We start from the raw sequence: 22342 nt of genomic DNA on the forward strand, positions 1-22342 counted from the left end.
GCGGCCCGCCGGACGGAAGTCTGAGCATGATGGGGGTTTCCTATAGACTATTTTTTTGATTTTTCATATTGACCGTACTGTTACTGTATGGTTTATGATGGGTTACAGGAAATACAGTAACGACAGTTTACGAGAGGAGAACCTGTATGGAAAATCAAAATGCATATTTAAAACCTGTAACTCTGAAAAATATTTTAAAATTCGCAGTGCCCACTATTGCCATGACTCTTTTTATGTCATTTTACACCATGGTGGACGGCCTGTTTGTGTCTAACCTTATCGGCACAGACGCACTTTCGGCCATTAACCTGACAGCGCCGGTCATTCAGCTTGTGACTGCCATTTCCACCGTGCTTGCCACCGGCGGCAGCGCAGTGATTATGAAAAAGATGGGGCAGCATAAGACCGAAGAAGCAAAAGAAGATTTTACCTTTCTGATTCTGGTGAATGTGATAGTGGGGCTTGTCATGTGCGCTTTGGGATATTTTGCCATGGGCCGTATTTTTGGGGGAATGAATCTTTCGGCAGCGGTGGAACAGTACTGTGTGGAATATTTAAGCCGTTATCTGGTATTTACAGTGCCGATTCTATTGATGAATAACTTTACCCTTTATATGATTGCCAGTGAGAAGGCTGCCTTGTCCCTGGTCTGCTCTGTGGCAGGCGGCGTGCTCAATATGATTCTGGACTATGTATTTCTGGCAGGGCTTCATATGGGAATCGGCGGAGCGGCAGCGGCCACCGGCCTGGGCTATTCCGTAACGGCAGTGGCGGGATTGTTTGTGTTCAGCCAGAAAAAGAATCTTTTGCACTTTAAGAAACCGGCAGTTCGGCTCCGTGTTCTGGCGGGCGCCGCTTCCAACGGATGCTCTGAGATGGCCACGGCCCTTGTTACCGGAATTGTCACTATGATGTTCAACTGGACGATGCTCCATTACGTTGGAGAAGACGGCGTTGCGGCTGTTACCATTATTATGTATGTGTTGATGTTTGCAAGCTCTCTGTATACGGGATATTCTTACGGAGTGGCCCCGATGCTGAGTTACTATTACGGGGAGCAAAACCATGATAAACTGAAAAAACTGGTGGAAGTGAGCCTGAAGGTGATTGGAGGAATCTCCGGAGTGACAGTAGCGGCTTCTTTCCTGATGACAAAGCCGCTGGTAGCGGTTTTTGCCTCTCCGGAAAATCCGGTGTATGATTTGGCGGTTACCGGCAATCGGATCTGTACGGCAGCATTGCTTTTTATCGGATTTAATATTTTTGCCAGCGGGATGTTTACCGCGTTGTCCAATGGAGTGGTTTCTGCGGTTCTGGCATTTTCCAGATCTTTTGTTTTTATGCTGATTACAATGATAGCCCTGCCTCTGGTGCTCGGCGTTAATGGAATCTGGCTGGCTACGCCGGCAGCGGAATTGATGGCTCTTGGTTTGTCTTTTTTTATGTTTCTGAAATACAGGAAGCGGTATGGGTATTAAGTGTTTGACTTCAAATTCTTCATATGATATATTATTCATACAAAACAAAGATTTTTGTATGAATAATATATGTGATAGAGGATTCCTGGGATATGATCTGCAGTTGGGAAAGGAGGGCTTAATATGTCAGAACAAGTGTTAAATCAGTTTCGCTCGGATAAGGCACTCAGAGAAGAGTGCGTTGCAATCTATGAAGCGATGGGGATGGATTTGAATACAGCATTCAGAATGTTTATGGAGAGAACCAGAATGGTCAGAGGGCTTCCATTTCCGGCTGTGCTTCCGGCTGATAAGATGACAAGAGCGGAGGCTCAGGCCGCTATTGATACAATGAGAAAAGAGGCGGCAGATATGCCGGAGCTGTCACTGGATGAAATCAATGCAGAAATTCAGGCCGCCAGAATGGAGAGGAACGCAGGAGAATGAAGTGTTATGCTGTTTTTGATACAAATGTCCTTGTATCTTCATTGCTGACAAAAAGAACGGATACGGCAACGGCAATGGTGGTTGATGCGATTTCCATAGGTGATGTGATACCGCTTTATAATCAGGAAATTTTGAAAGAGTATCGCGAAGTGCTTCAAAGAGATAAATTTCCCTTTTCAGAGTTATCCGTACAGAGGATTCTTAAAATGATACGGGATTTTGGAATTGAGGTATTCCCAAGTCCTACAGGGAAAATACTGCCGGATATGACGGATCTGGTGTTTTATGAAGTGGTAATGGAAAAGAGGGGCGATGGAGCTTATCTGATCACGGGAAATACCAAGCATTTTCCAAAAGAAGAATACATTGTAACGCCTGCGGAAATGATGGAAATTTTAAATAAAAATAAGTTTTTATGAAATACTCTAAACTGCCGCAGGAAGAACAGGCATCTTCCACGCGGCAGTCTTTTTCAGATAAAATCTAAAATCATATGCAGCAGATTAATTCTGTCCCTTCTCAAGCTCTGCCATCTTCATGGCCCGCACTTTCAGCGGAAGCCCGAACAGGGTGATAAAGCCTTCTGCATCATGATGGTCATACAGATCACCGGTGGTAAAGCTTGCCAGAGATTCACTGTAGAGAGAGTAGGGGGAAGTGGTTCCGGCTTTGATAATGTTTCCTTTATAAAGCTTGAATTTTACTTCTCCGGTGATATATTGCTGGGTGGAAGTCACAAAAGCCTGCACTGCCTCACGCAGCGGAGTGAACCATTTGCCTTCATATACAATCTGAGCCAGCCGGTTGCCCATGTCTTTTTTCACTTCCATGGTGGCCCGGTCTAACACCAGTTCTTCCAGCTGCTGCTGCGCTTCCATCAGAATGGTTCCGCCGGGAGTCTCATATACGCCTCTGGATTTCATGCCTACTACCCGGTTTTCCACAATGTCAATGATGCCGATGCCATGTTTTCCGCCCAGACGGTTTAATTCGCGGATGATGTCAGCAACCTTCATGGCTTTGCCGTTGATGGTTTTGGGAACTCCGGCTTCAAAGGTCATGGTAACGTATTCTCCTTCATCCGGCGCTTTTTCCGGGGATACCCCAAGTACCAGAAGATGGTCGTAGTTGGGTTCGCAGGCAGGATCTTCCAGTTCCAGGCCCTCATGGCTGATATGCCACAGGTTGCGGTCGCGGCTGTAGCTGCTGTCTGCAGAGAAGGGAAGGTCAATGCCGTGTTCCTTGCAGTATGCAATTTCCTCTTCCCTGGACTGCATGTTCCACTTGTCGCTTCTCCATGCTGCAATAATTTTTAAATCGGGAGCCAGGGCCTTGATGCCCAGTTCAAACCGGATCTGGTCATTTCCTTTGCCGGTAGCGCCGTGGCAGATGGCGGCAGCTCCTTCTTTTCTTGCAATTTCCACCAGACGTTTGGCAATACCGGGGCGTGCCATGGAGGTTCCCAGAAGGTATTTATTCTCATAGACAGCGCCTGCCTGTACGCAGGGAATAATGTATTCTTCTGCAAATTCGTCGGTGATGTCCTCAATGTATAATTTGGAAGCGCCGGATAATTTGGCGCGTTCTTCTAAACCGTCCAGTTCTTCTTCCTGCCCGCAGTCGATACAGCAGCAGATAACGTCATAATCGTAATTCTCCTTTAACCATGGGATGATGGCGGTGGTGTCCAGGCCGCCGGAATAAGCTAAGATGACTTTTTCTTTCATTACATTTCCTCCGTTGTTTTACGTTATTTTTCAATGCTCACATCATTATATCTTAATGTGCGTAAAAAGACAAGTGAAAAATTATACATAATAAAGTAATAAAAATGCAAATTTACGTACAAAACGCTAAACAGAACGTGATATTTTGGGAAAATCAAAATTCCTGCTTGAATAAAAATCGAAATCAATGTATAATTATTCAATCTCGAATGAATAAAAAAGACTTTACGAAACAGAAGAGATGTATTAATATGTTTAAGAATGCAGTTGTCTGAATAAGAAAGTGAGGAAGATTATGATAAAAGCGGGAATTATCGGAGCTACCGGATATGCGGGGGCGGAATTGGTGCGGATTCTTCTGGGACATCCGGAAGTGGAAATTATATGGTACGGTTCCAGAAGCTATATTGATGAAAAATATGCCAGGGTCTATGGAAATATGTTTCGGCTTGTGGAGAATGTCTGCCGGGATGATAAGATAGAAGAACTGGCCAGGGAGGCGGACGTGATTTTCACAGCCACGCCCCAGGGATTTCTGGCAGGCGTTTTGACGGAGGATATTTTAAAGGAAACAAAGGTTATAGACTTAAGTGCGGATTACCGGCTGAAAGATGTGAAGATTTATGAAGAATGGTATAAAATTGAACATAAAAGCCCTCAGTTTATCGGGGAAGCAGTGTACGGCCTGTGCGAAATCAACAGAGAGCAGGTGAAGCAGGCAAGGCTTACGGCCAATCCGGGCTGCTATACCACATGCTCCATACTGACGGCCTATCCGTTGGTAAAAGAAGGGCTGATTGATCCGGATACCCTGATTGTGGACGCCAAGTCGGGAACCTCCGGCGCAGGCCGGGGCGCGAAGCTTCCCAATCTGTTCTGTGAGGTCAACGAAAATATAAAGGCTTACGGAGTATCCACCCACCGCCATACCCCGGAAATTGAAGAGCAGTTAGGCTATGGGGCAGGGCGTCCGGTGACAATTAATTTCACGCCCCATTTAGTGCCCATGAACCGGGGGATATTGGCTACCGAGTATGCATCTTTGCGAAAAATAAAGCAGCCGGACGGAACAATGGCAATTCCCACCCAGGAACAGGTACAGGCCGTTTATGAGAAATATTATGGAAATGAATATTTTATCCGTTTGCTGGGGCCGGGAGGATGCCCGGAGACGAAATGGGTGGAAGGAAGTAATTTTGTGGATATCGGATTTCAGATTGACAAGCGTACCGGAAGAATTATCATGATGGGCGCCATCGACAATCTGGTGAAAGGAGCGGCGGGACAGGCGGTGCAGAATATGAATCTGATGTTCGGCCTGAAAGAGCAGGAGGGCCTTGTTCTGGCGCCTGTGTTCCCTTAACGGAAACCAGGGCAGTTTTGTCCGTACTTTAATGTTTGAATAATTACAGAGCAGGAAAATGAAAATGGAAAATTACAATCAGGAAATTACCATCCGCTCCATGGAAGAGGCGGATTATGAAAAAGTATTTGGACTATGGAAAACCATTAAGGGCTTCGGCATCCGCAGCGTGGATGATTCTAAGGAGGGCGTCATCCGGTTTATCCGCCGCAATCCCGGTATCAGCGTAGTGGCAGAGGCAAATGGGCAGGTGGTGGGAGCGATTCTCTGCGGCCATGACGGAAGGCGGGGGTGCTTTTACCATGTGTGCGTGAGGGAAGAGTTCCGGCAGCAGGGCATTGGGAAAAATATGGCGGTATTTGCCATGAAGGCTCTGCAGGAAGAACATATCAATAAAGTATGCCTTATCGCTTTTAAGAAAAATGAGGTGGGAAATTCTTTCTGGAAAAGCGTAGGATGGACGTTCCGGGAGGATTTGAATTATTATGATTTTGTGCTGAATGATGAAAATATTACCACATTTCAGTAAAGTCGGGACAGGAGGAAGAAATAATGGAGATTATCACAGGCGGGGTAACCGCGGCAAAGGGATTTCAGGCGGCAGCGGCAGCGGCCGGGATTAAATATCAGGACAGAATGGATATGGCAATGATTGTAAGCCAGGTTCCGGCAGTATCAGCAGGAACTTTTACTGCCAATGTGGTGCAGGCGGCGCCGGTAAAGTGGGATAAGCGTCTGGTTATGGAAGAAAGCCATGCCAGGGCCATTGTGGTGAATGCGGGAATTGCCAATGCATGCACCGGAGCGGAAGGAATGGAATACTGCCGAAAAACAGCAGAAGCAGTGGAGCGTACGCTTAAGATTCCGGCAAACCAGGTATTGACCGCCTCCACAGGAGTAATCGGCATGCAGCTTCCCATGGAAAAACTGACGGCAGGCATTGAGGCCATGGCGCCGGAATTGAAAGATACCGAAGAAAGCGGCCATCAGGCAGCCTGTGCCATTATGACCACAGACACAAAAGCAAAAGAGGCAGCCGTTACTTTTCAGGTGGAAGGATACACCGTGACCCTTGGCGGCATGTGCAAGGGCTCCGGCATGATTCATCCCAATATGTGCACGATGCTGGGATTCCTTACCACGGATCTGGCCATTTCCAAAGAGCTGCTGCAGGAGGCGCTGCGGGAAAATATTGTGGACACTTACAATATGGTTTCTGTGGACGGAGACACCTCCACCAATGACACAGTGCTGCTGCTGGCCAATGGAATGGCAGGCAATCCTGAGATTACCAGTAAAGATGAAAACTATGAGAAATTTGCGGAGGCTCTGAATTATGTCAATACTGCCCTGGCGAAAATGATGGCAGGGGACGGGGAAGGCGCAACGGCTCTCTTTGAAACAAAAGTGATTCATGCAGATACCAAGGAGCATGCCCGCACTCTGGCGAAATCTGTTATCTGCTCTTCCCTGACAAAAGCCGCAATCTACGGCCATGACGCTAACTGGGGAAGAATTCTCTGCGCCCTGGGTTATTCCGGCGTCAAATTTGATCCGGAGGCCATTGAACTGTTTTTCCAGAGCAAATCCGGCCGGATTCAGATTTATCAGAATGGAACTGCCGCAGATTACAGTGAAGAGGAAGCCACGAAGATTCTCTCAGATCCGGAAGTGACAGTTCTTGTGGATATGAAGATGGGAGACGAAGAGGCGGCGGCCTGGGGCTGTGATCTGACTTACGAATATGTGAAAATTAATGCGGATTACCGATCTTAAGGAGAACGCCTATGAGAATACGAGACGTTTTCTGCCGCCTGTTGGCGGCGGCTTTGTGCATTCTGATCATTTTTTTTGTTTTGCTTCCAATGGTGGAGCAAGGGTATCAGCGTTATTACGGGGCCGACAGCGTTTATCTGATTACCGGAACAGGGATTCCCATTTTGCTGTCTCTGGTATTATTTATGGCAGTTCTCTGGCTGTTTCGCAGGGATGGGCTGGCGGGTTGTTTTGAAGGAGAACACGGGGAGGGAAGCAGGGCCGGTTTCTCCGGCAAAAAGAAATATCTGGCCGGGCTGACAGCTTGTTTGCTTGCTGTAACAGGGATGATTGGGAGCATGTGCTGGTATCAGAGGTTTACCTTGGACGGGGTGGAATACCGCTGTTTTTTCTATCAAAAGGAATATACCTGGCAAGATGTGGAATGTTTTACTTTGCGTGGGGATTTTCAGGGTGTACTGACCTTTGAATTTCAAATGGCGGACGGCGCAGAACGTAGTTTTAACGGAGGATGGCTGTGGAGCGCAGAATATTTCAGCGATGGGTTTGAACGCCGGTTCCCTGAGGATGTGTATGATTATGCCCGGTGGCTTGGCCGGGAGTTTGGCCGCAGGAAGATTCCTCTTGAAGCGGAAGGCGGCTGGGAGAAACTAAAAAAAGAGCTGAAGTATGAATCCTGGCAGAAACTGGCAGAAGATATCCGCCGGGATTACGAATCTGCCGCTGCGCCGGACAGATAACATATGGCCAGAAACGGCCGGATATGACGGCATGCGATACGGATGCCTGCAGAAACAGAAAAGAGAAAAGAGGAAGTAAAGATGGAAGAAAAGAACATGCAGGAAATCCTGCAGAAAGCAGAAGTATTGATTGAGGCCCTGCCTTATATTCAGCGGTTCAACCGCAAAATTATCGTAGTAAAATACGGCGGAAGCGCCATGGTGGATGAAGAACTGAAAAAAAGCGTCATTCAGGACGTGACATTGCTGAAGCTGGTGGGATTTAAGCCCATTATCGTTCACGGCGGCGGCAAGGAAATCAGCAAGTGGGTGGAGAAGTCAGGCATGGAACCGGAATTTGTCAACGGCCTTCGGAAAACCGACGCGGCGACCATGGAAATTGCTGAAATGGTTCTTGGAAAAGTAAACAAATCCCTGGTGCAGATGGTACAGGAATTGGGAGTAAACGCCATTGGGATCAGCGGCAAGGACGGCGGCCTGCTGAAAGTGGATAAGAAATATTCTGACGGGCAGGACATTGGTTTTGTAGGAGATGTGAAAGAAGTCAATCCCAAAGTTCTTTTCGACCTTCTGGAAAAAGATTTTCTTCCGATTGTATGCCCCATCGGCCTGGGAGATGAATTTGACACCTACAATATTAATGCAGATGATGCGGCATGCGCCATTGCAAGGGCAGTCAGTGCGGAAAAACTGGCGTTTCTCACGGACATTGAGGGGGTATACAAAGATCCTTCCGACAAATCCACGCTGATCTCCGAACTGTCTGCATCCGAAGCCCACAGGCTGATCGGCGACGGATTTATCGGCGGCGGGATGCTGCCGAAGCTGAATAACTGTATTGACGCCATTGAAAACGGGGTGTCAAGAGTGCATATTTTAGACGGTCGGATTCCCCATTGCCTGCTGCTGGAGATTTTCACCAACCGGGGAATCGGAACCGCTATTTTAGGAGACAGCGAAGAGCGGTTTTATTCGAAAAATTAAAGTTTCCCCCAGCAATGGGATCACGAAAAAGGAGAATCAGAATGGAAGCAAAGAAATGGATGGAACAGGCGGAAGAGACCATTTTACATACCTATAACCGTTATCAGATTGTGTTGGAACGGGGGCAGGGCATGTACCTCTATGACACAGAGGGGAAAAAATATCTGGATTTTGCAGCGGGAATCGGAGTGCAGGCATTGGGCTATGGAAACCAGGAATACAATCATGCCTTAAAAATGCAGATTGACAGGCTGCTTCACACTTCCAACCTGTATTACAATCAGCCTACCATAGAAGCGGCGGAAAAACTCTGTAAAGTCTCTGGTTTGGACCGGGTATTTTTTACCAACAGCGGTACGGAAGCCATAGAGGGCGCCATCAAGGCTGCCAAGAAATATGCCTATGACAAGGATCAGACCACAGACCACGAAATCATTGCGATGGAGCATTCATTTCATGGAAGGAGCCTGGGGGCTTTGGCGGTAACGGGAAACGCCCATTACCGGGAGCCTTTTGAGCCGCTGCCGGGAATTGTGAAATTTGCAGAGTACAATCATCTGGAAAGCGTGGAATCCCTGGTAAATGACAAAACCTGTGCAATTCTCATGGAAACCATTCAGGGAGAAGGCGGCATCTATCCGGCCCAAAAAGAATTTCTGGCAGGAGTGAAAAAAATTTGTAAAGAGCATGATATCCTTCTGATCCTGGATGAAATTCAATGCGGCATGGGAAGGACGGGAACCATGTTTGCATGGCAGGAATACGGAATAAAGCCGGATATTATGGCATGCGCCAAAGCCCTGGGCTGCGGCATTCCGGTGGGAGCCTTCTTGATGACAAAGCAGGTGGCGGATGCTTCTTTGAAGCCCGGCGATCACGGCACCACTTACGGCGGAAATCCCTTTGCAGGCGCAGCGGTCAGCAAGGTGCTGGATATTTTTGAAGAGCAGAAAATTTTGGAGCATGTACAGGACATTTCCGGATATTTAAGGAAACGTCTGGAAGAGCTGAAAGCAGAATTCCCCTGCATTACGGAACGGCGGGGCCGGGGGCTGATGCAGGGATTGGAGCTGATATCCAGCGTGCCGGCAGGCGAAATAAGCGCAAAAGCGCTGCAGCAGGGACTGATTCTGATTACGGCAGGAAACAATGTGCTGCGGTTTCTTCCGCCTCTTGTGCTTGAGAAGGAGCATGTGGATGAAATGACAGAAATCCTTCGCAATGTGCTGGGAGAATATCAGCCGTAGAAAGTCCTCCGATACAGAAAGATTATGTGAAAAATTGTAGGAGAATTTACCCAAAAAAAAGGGGAAAAGGTAATGACAAATCGAAAAAAATCTTATATTATAATATTGTATCATTACGCAAGGAGGATATCATGGGAAATCAATTAGTGTGGCAGGATCGATTCAACATAGGAGTAGAAGTAATCGACAAAGAACACAAAAAACTTTTCAGTATTCTGGGTAAGCTCTTTTCCAATAAAGGTCAGGATGAGAAGCACAAATGGGCCTGTCAGGAAGGAATCAAATACTTTAAAGAGCATGCCATGAAACATTTTGCAGAAGAAGAAGTCTATATGGCGTCCATCAGTTATCCGGGGTTTGAAACCCACAGACGGGTGCACGACAATTTTCGGAAGAAAACCCTTCCGTCTCTGGAAAAAGAGCTGAATCAGTCCAATTACTCAGAAGAGGCAATGGAACATTTTCTGGGAGTCTGCGCCGGATGGCTGATTGGACACACACTGACAGAAGATCGTGCGATTACCGGGAGAGTAGAGAGCCGGTGGAGAGAATTGCTTCCGGAAGAGGAGCAGTCGGCAATGAGAAGAATGATTCTCAATCTTCTGGATGAAATGTTCGGGTTAAAGGCCCGGGTAGTCAGTGAATGTTACGGCGGGGAGCAGTTTGGAAAAGGGATTTACTACCGTCTTGTTTATGGTGCAAGCAAAGAAGAAAAATGGGAGATAATGCTGGTTTTTGAAGAAAAGCTCCTGGTGAAAACCATAGGAAGCCTGTTGGGAGCAGAATCAGAGGAAATGAGCGTTCTGGTGATGAATGCAGCCCGGTATACTGCGCGTCAGTTTGTGGAACGGATTCGGGATCAGTTCCTTCCTCCTGACATGTATGAGGTAAAAGAAGAAAATCTGCTCAGCCATGAGCAGTTTGAGAAGCGGTTTACAGGCGAGAAGCCGCAGTTCAGCCTGCTGTTCGATACAGGGAAAGGCTATTTCGCTTTCTGTGCCCTTGCGCCTCATCTGATTCAGGACGGAAAGGGAGCTGCTTTGGGAAGCGCAGCTTCCATTCAGGCAGGAAACGCCATGTCTGAGGTGGAAAAATACCTGAATAAAAGCCATGAGCATCAGAAACAGGTGAGCGGGAAAAAGAAACTGCTGGTTGTGGATGATTCGGAATTTATGCGTCTGGCTATGCAGGAGCTTCTGGGAGAGGACTATGAGATTGCAGAAACGGATTCCGGATTGGGAGCTATTCGCTGCATTACCTTAAACCGGCCGGATTTGGTGCTGATGGATTATGAGATGCCGGTTTGCGACGGCAGACAGGTGTTGGAGATGATTCGTTCTGAGAAGGAATTTGCAGATATTCCGGTTATGTTTCTGACCAGCCGGGTAGACAGAGAGAGCGTTCAGAAAGTCATATCCTTAAAGCCGGCCGGATATCTTTTGAAGTCTTTGGCTCCGGAGAAGATTAAGAAAGAGATTGACGATTACTTTAAAAAGAAAAACAGATAAACGGACGTTATTAAAGGGAACAGGTTTTCCCGGTATAAAAATTCCAATTATGGTATATCCTACATATATTCGAGAGTATACGTATTTGCCCAAGGACTTGCTGTAGTTACACAGCAAAACTTTTGGCAAAACATTCGGCTCACGGGTATAAAATAAAACAGTCAGGAGGATTATCATGATTGGAATTTTTATTGCCCTTTTGTCAGGGGCGCTGATGAGTGTTCAGGGAGTGTTTAACACAGAGGTGACCAAGGGAACCAGTATGTGGGTCAGCAACAGCTGGGTGCAGTTTTCGGCATTGGTGATTTGCCTGGTAGGGTGGTTTTTTACCGATCGGACAAGCTTTGCGGGGATTCTGCAGGTACAGCCCAAATACATGCTGCTGGGCGGCGTAATCGGGGCGTTTATTACCTACACGGTGATTAAAAGCATGGATGCGCTGGGGCCGGCCCAGGCGGTAATGCTGATTGTGATTGCCCAGTTGATTGTGGCGTATCTGATTGAGATATTCGGCTTGTTCGGCATGGAAAAGCAGCCCTTTGAATGGCGTAAAGTGATTGGGATGGCAGTTTGTATCGGAGGAATTATCCTTTTTAAATGGGAGACCCGGTAAAATTTGCCCCGGATCAGTTTTGGACCTTATTGTAACAAAAATTTCTCAATATTTTTGAAATACTCTTGTAATAATTGGGGAAGTTCGTTACAATAGAAAAGATTCGTGAATAAGATTTTCTCTTCTTGCAGTATTGTTTTGAAAGAGGCAAATTGTAAGAGATGCAAACGCATACAGCGGGAAGGGAGAAACCTATGGCAAAAATTATTATCATTTTCAGTATGACAGCATTGCTGCTTGCAGGCGGCTGCGGGAGCCCCGGGCCGGAAAATATTCTGTTGGAAGAATCGATGCAGAACGACGGGGCTGTGACCGGGAATGCTTCCGGGGAAAATCCGTCTCCAGGGAAGAATCCGTCTGAGGCAGGTTCGCCCCAGGCAAAGAAGCCGGCAGAGGGCCAGGTTCCGGAACAGGAAGAACATGCGCTTTATGTGCAGGTGAGCGGGGCCGTAAAATCCCCCGGCGTCTATCGGCTGGCGGAGGGCAGCCGCATTTTTCAGGCAGTGGAACTGGCAGGGGGCCTGCTGGAGCAGGCAGAAGCGGATAAAATCAATCAGGCAGAGTGCTTAAAGGACGGCCAGATGATTTATATTCCGGCCGCCGGCGAGGAGGAACCGGAGGATTCTTTCGGGGAATCCCGAAATGAGGACGGCAGAGTTAATCTGAATACCGCCACAGAAGCGGAGCTTATGGCCCTTCCGGGAATCGGAGCAGCCAAGGCGGGAAGCATTCTGGACTGGCGGGAAAAAAACGGCGGTTTTGGTCAGATAGAAGATTTGATGAAGGTTGAGGGAATCAAAGACGGTGTATTTGCAAAAATAAAGGACAGCGTTAAAGTTGATTGAGGTGCAGATTATGGCAAAGAGAGTTCTTGTAGTGGATGATGAAAAGTTAATCGTGAAAGGAATCCGGTTCAGTCTGGAGCAGGACGGCATGGAGGTGGACTGCGCTTACGATGGAGAAGAGGCGCTGAAGCTTGCAACGGAGCAGCCGTATGATATGATACTGCTGGATCTTATGCTTCCCAAAATGGACGGCTTTGAAGTATGTCAGCATATACGGGAATTTTCTACCGTGCCGATTGTAATGCTTACCGCCAAAGGGGACGATATGGATAAGATTCTGGGCCTGGAATATGGGGCGGATGATTACATAACCAAGCCCTTTAACATTCTGGAGGTCAAGGCAAGGATTAAGGCCATTATGCGCAGAACCTCGCCCAATCAGCCGAAAAAAGAGAAGTCCAAAGTGATAGAAAACGGAGATTTGAAACTGGATCAGGAGAGCCGGCGGCTGTTTATTCTGGGCAGGGAAATCAATGTGACAGCCAGGGAATTTGACTTGTTGGAGCATCTGGTATTAAATCCCAATAAAGTATACAGCCGGGAAAATCTTCTGAACCTGGTGTGGGGGCCTGAGTACCCAGGGGATGTACGTACGGTGGATGTGCATGTGCGGCGTCTGAGGGAGAAAATTGAAGCCAATCCCAGTGAGCCGAAATATGTGCACACAAAATGGGGCGTAGGCTACTATTATCAGGGTTAGATATAAAGGAAAGAAATGAAAAAACTGAAATTTTTGCACAGCCTGAAATTCCGGCTGTTTTTATTGATGGCGCTGGTGGGGATTATTCCGAACTTTGTACTGCGCACAGGAATTCTTATCAGTTATGAAAGCCGGGCGGTATCCAACCGGAGCATTGACATTGCAGGACAGGCGAAGATGCTGGGAAATCAGGTGATTACATACAATTATCTCCAGGACCCTTCTGAAGAAATGATCAATGTCCAGCTGGAAATGCTGTCTAATATCTATGACGGCAGAATTATGATTATCAACAGCCGTTTTCAGATTGTAAAAGATACCTATGGCCTGGATACCGGGAAAACCATTATCTCTGAGGAAGTGGTGAAGAGTTTTCAGGGAGAGGAAATCACAAAGTATGATTCCAGAAACCGCTATATTGAGCTTGCCATTCCTCTGAAAAAGGCAGATTCGGAAGAGAACCAGGGCGTTATGCTAGTCAGTGTGTCCACAGACAGCATTATGATGAATTATGATTATCTGAAGGACAACGCTATGATTGTGGAACTGGCCTGTCTGGCAGTGATTCTGGGATTTGCCCTGTTCTGGTCCGGACGTCTGGTGCGGCCTTTGGGAAAATTAACCAAATATCTGGAAGAGGTGCAGACAGAGGATGAAGAGCAGTTAATGATTTCCGATTATGCGGAGACAGAAGCGATTTCCCAGGCTTTTAATGAGATTTGGGGCAAAATGCGCGTGATTGATGATTCCAGGCAGGAATTTGTATCCAATGTGTCCCATGAACTGAAAACTCCCCTGACCTCCATGAAGGTTCTGGCGGATTCCCTGTTAGCTCAGGGAGATGTTCCGGCGGAACTGTACAAGGAATTTATGGGGGATATTGCAGAGGAGATTGAACGGGAGAATAAAATTATCAATGATCTGCTGTCCCTGGTGAAAATGGATAAATCTGCCGGAACTCTGAATGTTTCTGTAGTAAATATCAATGAACTTTTAGAGACGATTCTGAAACGGCTGCGGCCCATTGCGGCAGGGCAGAACATTGAACTGGTACTGGAAAGTTTCCGGCCTGTCAGCGCAGAAGTGGATGAAGTAAAGCTTTCTCTTGCCCTTTCGAATTTGGTGGAAAACGCCATCAAGTATAATAAACCGGAAGGATGGGTGCATGTTTCCCTGAATGCAGACCACAAATATTTCTTTGTGCGGGTGGAGGATTCCGGAATCGGAATACCGGAAGAATCCCTGGAGCATATCTATGAGCGGTTTTACCGGGCGGATAAGTCCCATTCCAGAGAAATCGGCGGAACGGGCCTTGGCCTTGCCATCACAAGAAATGCCGTTCTGATGCACCGGGGCGCCATCAAAGCCCACAGCAAAGAGGGAGAGGGAACGGTTTTTACGGTCCGTATTCCCCTGATGTATATTGTATAGGAGGATGGAATGAGAAGAAAAAAACAAGGTCTGTATCTGTTGCTTCTGATTCTTTCCCTTGTGGGGCTTGCAGGATGTGAAAGAGGCCAGGAGGATGATTCGGAGTACAGGATATTCTATGTGAATAAAGAAAATACCAAAACAGTGGCAAGGGGATATGAGCCTGAAGCGAAGGATACTGAGGGGATGATCCAGGAGTTTCTGGACCGGCTGTTTCAGGCGGAAGAAAATAAGGATTACCGGCAGGCAGTGCCTCTGGATGTGAAGCTGGTGTCCTGGAAGCTGGAAAATGCCCAGCTGTATTTGCATTTTGGCAGCAGTTATATGGAAATGGACAATGTCACGGAGGTGCTGTGCCGGGCTGCGATTGTAAGGACTTTAACCCAGGTAGAAGGAGTGGACTGCATTTCTTTTTATGTGGAGGATTCCCCGCTGATGGATGCGGGCGGAAGCCTGATTGGTCTTATGACGGCGGAAACCTTCATTGAGAATCCGGGAGAGCAGATCAATACCATTCAGACAGCCAGTATTACCCTGTATTTTTCCAACAAAGACGGGACAGGGTTAATTCCAAAGGTGCAGGAGGTTCACTACAGCAGCAATATTTCCATTGAAAAACTGGTGATGGAGCAGCTTTTGAAGGGGCCGGAGGGCGCAGGCGAGCGTTCCGCCATTCCGGAGGGCACCAAACTGGTCAATATATCCGTGTTGGACGGCGTTGGATTTGTAAATCTGAATGAAGGGTTTCTCACCCAGAATTACGAGATTGCGGAGCCTGTGGTGATTTATTCTATTGTCAATTCTTTGGCGGAGCTGTCAAACATCAATAAAGTCCAGATTTCCGTCAACGGAGACAGCAACATGACTTACCGGGAAAAAATGGATTTGAATGTTATGTACGAAAGAAATCTGGATTACCTGGATGAAAGCGCCCGTACCAAGGAGGAGCAGATGGAAGAGGGCGCGGAGAAAGTAGTGATTGAGGAGGAAGCCGGTGACTAACCGTATGATTTGCTGCCTGGCTCTTTCTCTTCTTTTGGGAATTCTTTTCGGAAAAGAACAGAATCTCCTGTTTGCGGCGGGCTTTCTGGCATTTGCGGCTGCTTTGGGCCTGGCGGCAGGCAGAGACAGGAAAAAGGCATGGGAAAGGAGCCGCCTTTTTGCAGAAAATACCGGCTGTTACGGGGAAGCGGGCTGCCGTGGATTAAAAGATATGGATTGCCGTAAGGAAGCGGCCGGGTATCAGGATTCACTTTCTGCCGTCTCCAGGAAATGGAGCATTCGTGCGGCAATCCTGTTCCGCAGCCTGTGTTGCCTGCTGGCATTCTGCGCCGGTTCTTTTCAGTTTCAGACGCAGCAGCAGGTACGGAACCGCCTGGAAACGGTATTGGAAGAAGGAGCTCAGATTACCCTTTGGGGAGAAGTAAAGAAGAGAGAAGAGAAGGAAGAGCAGTGCATATATTATCTGACAGATACCCGGGTGTTGGCAGGGGAAAGTATTTACCCTTCCTGCGGGATTCTGGTCTACAGTTCTAATCTGCATATCCGGCCGGGAAATATACTGAGAGTTACCGGCAGCTATGCGCCATTTCAAATATCCCGCAATGAAGGGAATTTCGATGAAAAACAATATTACCAGAGTAAAAAAATAGAATTCCGCCTGTACGCAGAAGAGGAAACGCTGATTTCAGCCAGGGAGCGTAAAATGTCAGTGTTTCTGGAAAATCTGCGGCAAAAATTCCGCAGGGTTTATCTGCAGTGCATGTCTGAAAAAGACGCCGGGTTGCTGGCGGACATGACGCTTGGAGATAAGAGCCTGTTGGATCGGGAAGTGAAGGATTTATACCAAAGGGCGGGAATTTCCCATATTCTGGCCATTTCCGGCCTGCATGTGTCTCTGTTCGGCATGGGGGTATTCCGTCTGCTTCGCAGACTGGGCTGTCCCGGGAAACTCAGCAGCCTGGCTGCTGTGGCAATTGCTGTTGGCTTCGGGCAGCTTTCCGGCCTGGAAATTTCCACAGTGCGGGCATTACTGATGTTTGCCGTACAGATGGCGGCTTATCTTTTGGGGCGCAGTTACGATACCTTAACCGCATTGGGATTCAGCGCCGGAATTCAGATGTGGGAGAATCCCTTTGTACTGGAATATGCAGGATTTTTGTTTTCCTACGGAGCAGTACTGGGAGTTGCCGTGATTGCGGCGGTTTTGAAAGAGCCTGCCTCAAAAGATGCGGATCAAAGGTGTTCTGGAACGTCTTTTTTCCGAAGGATTTTTAAGAAACAAAGGGACAGGAAGGAACAGGCCGCGCAGGGAGCCCAGGAGGAATACAATTCTGCCTGGAAAAAATGGCTGGAGCGTTTTGGGGATTCCCTGTTTATCAGCGGCTGTATTCAGCTTGCAACGCTGCCTCTTTCTCTGTACTTTTATTATGAAATCCCCTGTTACGGCATTCTGGTAAACGGGTGTATTCTGCCCTTTCTGGGGCTGCTGTTATCCCTTGGGGCCCTGGGGGCATGTGTCGGGAGTATTTTTCTCCCGGCTGGAAAAACCTTTCTGTATCCAGTGGGATGGATGCTCGCAAATAATGAATGGATTTGCAGGAAATCTTTAGAGCTGCCCGGCGCGGTGTGGACAGCCGGAAGGCCGGAATTGGCGCTTATTGCGTGTTATTACGTGAGTTTGGCGGCTGCATTATACCTGTACCGGTTCAAGGGCCAAAGAAGATTTCTGGCAGTTCTTGGGGCGGCAGTTTTCATGATTTTAGTTCTGCGCAAGCCCCCTCAGTTTGAAATTGATGTGTTGGATGTGGGCCAGGGAGACGGTATTTTGATTCAGACGGAAACAGGAGAGCATTTCTTTGTGGACGGCGGCAGCAGCGATGTGCCAAAAGCCGGAACTTACCGGATTCTGCCTTTTTTAAAGTCCAGGGGCATCACATCCATCCAGGGATGGGCGGTAAGCCATGCAGACCAGGATCATATCAGCGGCCTGAAAGAGCTGCTGGAAGCGGGATATTCTGTCGAAGCTTTGATCGTGGCGGAAGGGATGGTCAGAGACGAAGCAGGGGCGGAATTGCTGAAACTGGCTGAGCGCAGGGGATGCAGGATTCTTTTTGTTTCGCCTGGAATGCAGTTTGGAAGCGAAGAAGCAGTTTTTACAGTCTGGCATCCCCAGGCAGAGTGTGCAGGGGATCGGAATGGGAATTCTCTGGCGCTGTCTTTGGAGTACCGGAATTTCACCGGTTTTTTTACCGGGGACATCGGAGCAGAGCAGGAGCGGCAGTTGGTGGAAGAGGGAAAAATCAAGGAATGGATGGAGCAAAAGGGAATCCGGGGGATTACGTATTATAAGGCTGCCCATCATGGCTCTGACGGTTCCAACAGTCAGGAATTCCTGGAGCTGCTGTCGCCGGAACTTACCGTGATTTCCTGTGGGGAAGGGAATTCTTACGGGCATCCGGGAAAAGAGGCGGTAGAGAGGATGCGGGAAGCGGGGAGCCGGGTGGTGAGTACCATGGAACGAGGGCAGATTTTGATTCAGCCCCTTCCGTAACACTGGGCAAAAACAATTACGGCGCCGCAGCAGGACAGCAAATGCCAATCCAGCTGCGACGCCGCTGACGTTCAGAAAAATGTACTATTTGTCGCCGGTGCAGTTCATATCTGTAATGCTGCAGGTAGTATCATCGTCGTCAGAATTACAGTTCATATTGGTGATGCTGCAAGTGCTGTCGTCCTCTGCAGTGTTTCCCAGACAGTTCATGTCATTCAATCCGCAGGTGGTATCATCATCGTTGCTTACACCGTTCATGTTGGTAATATCTAAATTCTTCTTCTCCATGGTTCCTCCTCCTGTTCGATGGATAAAATAGTCCCAAATACATATGATAATTTTATTATATCCTGATTCCTTTTTGGTTACAAGTGGAAAAGATAGGTTTTTGACATTTGGGATAATGTGTACAAGGAAAAAATAAAGTTGCATTTTGCAGGAAAGATCTTTATAATTTAAAGCAAAGAATAAAAGGAGGAAGATGCAATGGAGCATATGATTAACAGAAAAATAGAAGAATTTCATGTTTCTGCTTATACAAAGGGAGATTTTACAGAGGTAAGCCAGGAGGACTTGATGGGACACTGGTCAGTGCTGTTTTTCTATCCGGCAGATTTTACCTTTGTATGCCCCACAGAACTGGGAGATCTGGCAGATCATTATGAAGAATTTAAAAAAGAAGGATGCGAGATTTATTCTGTCTCAGAGGACACCCATTTTGTTCATAAGGCATGGGCAGACGCTTCTGAAACCATTAAGAAAATCCAGTATGTGATGCTGGCAGATCCGGCAGGGGAGCTGGCGCGTCAGTTCGGAGTTTTGGTGGAAAAAGAGGGACAGGCCCTTCGGGGAACTTTTATTCTGAATCCGGAAGGCGTGGTGAAGGCTTACGAAATTCATGATATGGGCATTGGAAGGAATGCGGCGGAGCTTTTGAGAAAAGTACAGGCAGCGAAGTTTGTGGAGGAGCACGGAGACCAGGTATGCCCGGCCAAATGGCAGCCCGGAGAGGAGACCTTAAGCCCCAGCCTGGATCTGGTGGGAATGTTGTAGGAGGAATAGAATGGATATTGATAAAATTGCTTCGTCAAGCAGTCTGATTACTCCGGAACTGGAAGGGCAGATGCAGGGAGTGTTTGAGAAACTGGAGGGTGAGGCCGGACTTGTATGCGTCATTGACCCGGAGGACGCCGTATCTGTGGAAATGGCAGAGCTGGTGCGTCATATTTCCGGCCTTACCGGGAAACTTTCCTGCCGGATTTACGATAAGACGGAGGCAGAAGAAAAAGCGCCGGAACTGGATACTTCTCTTTTGCCTGTTACCGGGCTGTACCGGCAGGAACAGTATGCCGGCATTTCGTTTCACGGAGTCACCGGAGGGAAGGAAATGAATTCCCTGATTTTTGCCATTTATAATGTGGCAGGCCCCGGACAGGAACTGGAAAAGCGGATGAAGAAAAAACTGGATAAGCTTACCCATAAAAGCGAGATTAAAATATTTGTTTCCCTTTCCTGCCATCACTGCGCCCAACAGGTTATCACCTGCCAGAAAATGGCCGCAGAGTGCCCGGTGTTGGAGGCCAGGATGATTGACGCCCGGCTGTATCCGGAACTGGTGGAGAAATACAAGATCGAACGGATTCCCATGACCATTATTAATGAAAAAGAGGTGCTTCTGGGAAACAAAAATATGGATGAGATTTATCAGATTCTGCGGGCTTATAAGTAGAACAGCAGGTGTTTATGAAAAGCATTGATGAGGATATTAAAAACGGCAGTTTTCAGCGGGTCTATCTTTTGTACGGCGAAGAAAGCTATCTGAAACGGCAGTATAAGCAGAAATTAAAAAATGCCCTGGCTCCCTCGGGAGATACTCTGAATGCCGCGTATTATGAAGGGAAAAACTGTAATATCGGAGAAATGATTGATCTGGCGGAAACCCTTCCTTTTTTGGCAGAGTACAGGCTGATTCTGGTGGAGAACAGCGGCTGCTTCAAAAGCTCCTGTGAAGAACTGGCGGAGTATATGAAACACATTGCAGAAACCACAGTGTTTGTATTTGAAGAAGAGGACGTGGACAAGCGCAGCAAAATGTACAAGGCGGTGAAAAACGCAGGCCGTGCGGTGGAATTTGCCAGACAGAAGGACGCCCTGCTTGTTCCGTGGATACTGGGCCGGCTGAAACGGGAAAATAAAAAAATAACTCAGTCTGTCATGCAGCTTTTTCTGGAAAAAACAGGAAATGACATGGAGAATATCGACAGGGAACTGGAAAAGCTGTTCTGCTATACCCTGGGAAAAGAAGTAATTTCGGCAGAGGATGTGGAAGCGGTCTGCACCGTGCAGACCACCGGACGGATCTTTGAGATGATCAGCTGCATTGCAGAGGGAAAGCGGAAACAGGCATTGGAGCTGTACTATGATTTGCTTGCTTTAAAAGAGCCGCCTATGCGGATTTTATTTCTCATCGCAAGACAGTTTCAGATTCTTCTGCAGGTGAAAGAACTGGGCAGGCAGGGATACGATCACAAGTTTATTGCTTCCAAAGCAGGCATTCCGGAGTTTACGGTCAGGCGGAATCTGTCCCAGTCAGGCAGATTTACCACAGAACAGTTAAAAAACGCCGTTTTAAACTGCGTGAAAACAGAAGAAAGCGTTAAAACCGGAAATTTAAACGACCGGATGGCCGTAGAACTGCTGATTGTAGGGAATACGATTTAGAATATTTTTAAGCAGCAAATCTATTTTGCTGTCCGGTTTGCGTGCCAGAGAGCAATCCGGCAGTTTTGCCCGCAGCCAAATATATGACTGCTCTGTTATTCCATATTTCAAATATAAAAAAGTGTCTTCGACACTTCAACCCCCTAGCCCCCATTCATGGGGGAATTAGGGGTTCCTTTTTGTGTCGTTTTCCTTCATAATAATCTCATGAGCATACTACAGGATATTTTTAGAGACCATTATGAAGAAATGATTTATATATTACATCCACGTCAGTCTGTTATTGACAACGTAGATAAAATGATCAACTGTGGTGATCCCTCTTTCGGCGGCGCCATGTACGGCTGTCCCCACTGCGGCAAGCTGAAATTTGTCCCTTTCCGCTGTCACAGCCGCTTCTGCCCTACCTGTGGTAATCTCTACGCCATGCAACGCACTACTTCTATGTCCTTTAAGCTCGTAAATGTCATCCACCGCCATTGCGTCTTCACGATTGATGAGCAGCTCCGGGAGTTTTTTCTGGGTGACCGTTCCCTCCTTGACTGCCTCTTCCATGCCGTGAACAGTGTTGTTTCCCGTATGTTTTTTAAGCAGAATAAGACCATGAACTTCACTCCCGGTTTCATCATGGTCCTTCACACCTTTGGCAGAGATTTGAAATGGAACCCTCATATCCACTGCCTGATTTCTGAAGGCGGCTACAGCGATAACGGTTTCTGGCGCAATATCAATTACTTCAACTATACCTACCTCCGCACTGCTTTCCGCACTGCCCTGCTGGGTGAAATGGAATCCAGAATCGGCCCTTCTTTTAAAAAGGTAAAATCCCGCTGTTACCGTGAACACAAAAACGGTTTCTATATCTATGCAAAACCGAATAAATGTGACCCCAACACTGCCATAAAATATATCGGGCGCTATCTGGGGCGCCCCGTTATTGCCACGTCCCGGATTGACAACTATGATGGCGACTTTGTTACCTTCCATTACAACCGCCACGAAGATGACTCCTATATGGAAGAAACCCTTCCTGTTATGGAGTTCATAGAGCGTCTTATCCGCCATATCCCGGAAAAGCATTTCAAAATGATCCGTTACGGCGGCATTTATGCCCGCCACCGGGAGATTGATAAAAAGCTCCATAGAGCCATTTCCCGTGAAAAGCACCACATTCTTAGAAGCTTTAACCAGTGGCGCACTGCCATACTCTCTGCTTTTGGTTATGACCCA

At 47.5% G+C, this 22342-nt stretch carries 22 protein-coding genes; 20 read left to right on the top strand and 2 right to left on the bottom strand.

From position 1 onward, the window contains the following. Window positions 1-146 precede the first annotated feature (146 nt). The 3 genes from ACTO17_RS13155 to ACTO17_RS13165 all read left to right on the top strand — a co-directional run bounded on the left by ACTO17_RS13155 (window position 147) and on the right by ACTO17_RS13165 (window position 2323). Window positions 147-1478, top strand: a complete 1332-nt coding sequence (locus tag ACTO17_RS13155) for an MATE family efflux transporter (protein WP_482558246.1) — start codon at window positions 147-149, stop codon at window positions 1476-1478. A 123-nt stretch (window positions 1479-1601) separates the two neighbouring features. Then, on the top strand, window positions 1602-1904 hold the full coding sequence (locus ACTO17_RS13160; protein ID WP_482558247.1) for a type II toxin-antitoxin system RelB/DinJ family antitoxin: 303 nt from the start codon (window positions 1602-1604) through the stop codon (window positions 1902-1904). Then, complete coding sequence (locus ACTO17_RS13165; RefSeq protein ID WP_482558248.1) at window positions 1901-2323, top strand: PIN domain-containing protein; 423 nt, start codon at window positions 1901-1903, stop codon at window positions 2321-2323. The genes ACTO17_RS13160 and ACTO17_RS13165 overlap by 4 nt, the downstream gene beginning before the upstream one ends. An 84-nt stretch (window positions 2324-2407) precedes the next feature. Here ACTO17_RS13165 and ACTO17_RS13170 read toward each other — a convergent pair whose 3' ends face one another. Next, window positions 2408-3631: an argininosuccinate synthase gene (locus ACTO17_RS13170; RefSeq protein ID WP_482558249.1), complete on the bottom strand. Its 1224-nt coding sequence runs from the start codon at window positions 3629-3631 to the stop codon at window positions 2408-2410. 295 nt (window positions 3632-3926) lie between these two features. Between ACTO17_RS13170 and argC the strand changes: the two genes are divergently transcribed. From argC to ACTO17_RS13235, 13 genes are all read left to right on the top strand, one after another. After that, entirely contained in the window at window positions 3927-4994 is a 1068-nt protein-coding gene (argC, locus tag ACTO17_RS13175) for an N-acetyl-gamma-glutamyl-phosphate reductase (protein WP_482558250.1), read from the top strand. A gap of 64 nt (window positions 4995-5058) precedes the next feature. Beyond that, the gene (locus tag ACTO17_RS13180) at window positions 5059-5523 is read left to right on the top strand and encodes a GNAT family N-acetyltransferase (protein ID WP_482558251.1); all 465 of its coding nucleotides are present in this window, start codon (window positions 5059-5061) and stop codon (window positions 5521-5523) included. A 23-nt stretch (window positions 5524-5546) separates the two neighbouring features. Next, window positions 5547-6770 (top strand): bifunctional glutamate N-acetyltransferase/amino-acid acetyltransferase ArgJ, encoded by a 1224-nt coding sequence (gene argJ / locus ACTO17_RS13185; RefSeq protein ID WP_482558252.1) that lies wholly within the window; start codon window positions 5547-5549, stop codon window positions 6768-6770. 11 nt (window positions 6771-6781) lie between these two features. Beyond that, window positions 6782-7510 carry a hypothetical protein gene (locus tag ACTO17_RS13190; protein ID WP_482558253.1) on the top strand — a complete coding sequence of 243 codons (729 nt, stop codon included), beginning with the start codon at window positions 6782-6784 and terminating at the stop codon, window positions 7508-7510. 81 nt (window positions 7511-7591) lie between these two features. Then, window positions 7592-8494, top strand: a complete 903-nt coding sequence (gene argB, locus ACTO17_RS13195; RefSeq protein WP_482558254.1) for an acetylglutamate kinase — start codon at window positions 7592-7594, stop codon at window positions 8492-8494. A gap of 41 nt (window positions 8495-8535) precedes the next feature. Further along, the gene (locus ACTO17_RS13200; RefSeq protein WP_482558255.1) at window positions 8536-9741 is read left to right on the top strand and encodes an aspartate aminotransferase family protein; all 1206 of its coding nucleotides are present in this window, start codon (window positions 8536-8538) and stop codon (window positions 9739-9741) included. 131 nt (window positions 9742-9872) lie between these two features. Next, entirely contained in the window at window positions 9873-11249 is a 1377-nt protein-coding gene (locus tag ACTO17_RS13205; protein ID WP_482558256.1) for a hemerythrin domain-containing protein, read from the top strand. Between the two features lie 175 nt (window positions 11250-11424). Beyond that, window positions 11425-11862, top strand: a complete 438-nt coding sequence (locus ACTO17_RS13210) for a DMT family transporter (protein WP_172536570.1) — start codon at window positions 11425-11427, stop codon at window positions 11860-11862. Between the two features lie 194 nt (window positions 11863-12056). Then, window positions 12057-12707, top strand: coding sequence for a helix-hairpin-helix domain-containing protein (locus ACTO17_RS13215; RefSeq protein ID WP_482558257.1), 651 nt, complete (start codon window positions 12057-12059; stop codon window positions 12705-12707). A gap of 10 nt (window positions 12708-12717) precedes the next feature. Then, a complete protein-coding gene (locus tag ACTO17_RS13220; protein ID WP_172536572.1) occupies window positions 12718-13407 on the top strand; it encodes a response regulator transcription factor in 690 nt (229 codons plus the stop codon). Window positions 13408-13422: 15 nt separating this feature from the next. Beyond that, entirely contained in the window at window positions 13423-14838 is a 1416-nt protein-coding gene (locus ACTO17_RS13225) for a sensor histidine kinase (RefSeq protein WP_172536573.1), read from the top strand. Window positions 14839-14847: 9 nt separating this feature from the next. Beyond that, a complete protein-coding gene (locus ACTO17_RS13230; RefSeq protein WP_172536574.1) occupies window positions 14848-15840 on the top strand; it encodes a GerMN domain-containing protein in 993 nt (330 codons plus the stop codon). Next, on the top strand, window positions 15833-18391 hold the full coding sequence (locus tag ACTO17_RS13235; protein ID WP_482558258.1) for a ComEC/Rec2 family competence protein: 2559 nt from the start codon (window positions 15833-15835) through the stop codon (window positions 18389-18391). The genes ACTO17_RS13230 and ACTO17_RS13235 overlap by 8 nt, the downstream gene beginning before the upstream one ends. Window positions 18392-18475: 84 nt before the next feature. Here ACTO17_RS13235 and ACTO17_RS13240 read toward each other — a convergent pair whose 3' ends face one another. Next, a complete protein-coding gene (locus tag ACTO17_RS13240) occupies window positions 18476-18679 on the bottom strand; it encodes a hypothetical protein (RefSeq protein ID WP_172536576.1) in 204 nt (67 codons plus the stop codon). A 198-nt stretch (window positions 18680-18877) separates the two neighbouring features. Here ACTO17_RS13240 and ahpC point away from each other — a divergent pair, with 198 nt between their 5' ends. From ahpC to ACTO17_RS13260, 4 genes are all read left to right on the top strand, one after another. Continuing rightward, window positions 18878-19444 carry an alkyl hydroperoxide reductase subunit C gene (gene ahpC / locus ACTO17_RS13245; RefSeq protein WP_482558259.1) on the top strand — a complete coding sequence of 189 codons (567 nt, stop codon included), beginning with the start codon at window positions 18878-18880 and terminating at the stop codon, window positions 19442-19444. 10 nt (window positions 19445-19454) lie between these two features. After that, the gene (locus ACTO17_RS13250; RefSeq protein WP_172536578.1) at window positions 19455-20120 is read left to right on the top strand and encodes a thioredoxin family protein; all 666 of its coding nucleotides are present in this window, start codon (window positions 19455-19457) and stop codon (window positions 20118-20120) included. 14 nt (window positions 20121-20134) lie between these two features. Continuing rightward, the gene (holA, locus tag ACTO17_RS13255; RefSeq protein ID WP_482558260.1) at window positions 20135-21112 is read left to right on the top strand and encodes a DNA polymerase III subunit delta; all 978 of its coding nucleotides are present in this window, start codon (window positions 20135-20137) and stop codon (window positions 21110-21112) included. 207 nt (window positions 21113-21319) lie between these two features. Beyond that, window positions 21320-22342: IS91 family transposase (locus ACTO17_RS13260; RefSeq protein ID WP_482558261.1), on the top strand; the 1023-nt coding region annotated here is incomplete at its 3' end.

The organism is Petralouisia sp. (genome assembly GCF_056822245.1).

Bases quoted from the DNA above. Each gene is read 5' to 3' on its own strand.
- ACTO17_RS13155 (WP_482558246.1), top strand. From the start codon at position 147: ATGGAAAATCAAAATGCATATTTAAAACCTGTAACTCTGAAAAATATT.
- ACTO17_RS13160 (WP_482558247.1), top strand. From the start codon at position 1,602: ATGTCAGAACAAGTGTTAAATCAGTTTCGCTCGGATAAGGCACTCAGA.
- ACTO17_RS13165 (WP_482558248.1), top strand. From the start codon at position 1,901: ATGAAGTGTTATGCTGTTTTTGATACAAATGTCCTTGTATCTTCATTG.
- ACTO17_RS13170 (WP_482558249.1), bottom strand. From the start codon at position 3,631: ATGAAAGAAAAAGTCATCTTAGCTTATTCCGGCGGCCTGGACACCACC.
- argC (WP_482558250.1), top strand. From the start codon at position 3,927: ATGATAAAAGCGGGAATTATCGGAGCTACCGGATATGCGGGGGCGGAA.
- ACTO17_RS13180 (WP_482558251.1), top strand. From the start codon at position 5,059: ATGGAAAATTACAATCAGGAAATTACCATCCGCTCCATGGAAGAGGCG.
- argJ (WP_482558252.1), top strand. From the start codon at position 5,547: ATGGAGATTATCACAGGCGGGGTAACCGCGGCAAAGGGATTTCAGGCG.
- ACTO17_RS13190 (WP_482558253.1), top strand. From the start codon at position 6,782: ATGAGAATACGAGACGTTTTCTGCCGCCTGTTGGCGGCGGCTTTGTGC.
- argB (WP_482558254.1), top strand. From the start codon at position 7,592: ATGGAAGAAAAGAACATGCAGGAAATCCTGCAGAAAGCAGAAGTATTG.
- ACTO17_RS13200 (WP_482558255.1), top strand. From the start codon at position 8,536: ATGGAAGCAAAGAAATGGATGGAACAGGCGGAAGAGACCATTTTACAT.
- ACTO17_RS13205 (WP_482558256.1), top strand. From the start codon at position 9,873: ATGGGAAATCAATTAGTGTGGCAGGATCGATTCAACATAGGAGTAGAA.
- ACTO17_RS13210 (WP_172536570.1), top strand. From the start codon at position 11,425: ATGATTGGAATTTTTATTGCCCTTTTGTCAGGGGCGCTGATGAGTGTT.
- ACTO17_RS13215 (WP_482558257.1), top strand. From the start codon at position 12,057: ATGGCAAAAATTATTATCATTTTCAGTATGACAGCATTGCTGCTTGCA.
- ACTO17_RS13220 (WP_172536572.1), top strand. From the start codon at position 12,718: ATGGCAAAGAGAGTTCTTGTAGTGGATGATGAAAAGTTAATCGTGAAA.
- ACTO17_RS13225 (WP_172536573.1), top strand. From the start codon at position 13,423: ATGAAAAAACTGAAATTTTTGCACAGCCTGAAATTCCGGCTGTTTTTA.
- ACTO17_RS13230 (WP_172536574.1), top strand. From the start codon at position 14,848: ATGAGAAGAAAAAAACAAGGTCTGTATCTGTTGCTTCTGATTCTTTCC.
- ACTO17_RS13240 (WP_172536576.1), bottom strand. From the start codon at position 18,679: ATGGAGAAGAAGAATTTAGATATTACCAACATGAACGGTGTAAGCAAC.
- ahpC (WP_482558259.1), top strand. From the start codon at position 18,878: ATGGAGCATATGATTAACAGAAAAATAGAAGAATTTCATGTTTCTGCT.
- ACTO17_RS13250 (WP_172536578.1), top strand. From the start codon at position 19,455: ATGGATATTGATAAAATTGCTTCGTCAAGCAGTCTGATTACTCCGGAA.
- holA (WP_482558260.1), top strand. From the start codon at position 20,135: ATGAAAAGCATTGATGAGGATATTAAAAACGGCAGTTTTCAGCGGGTC.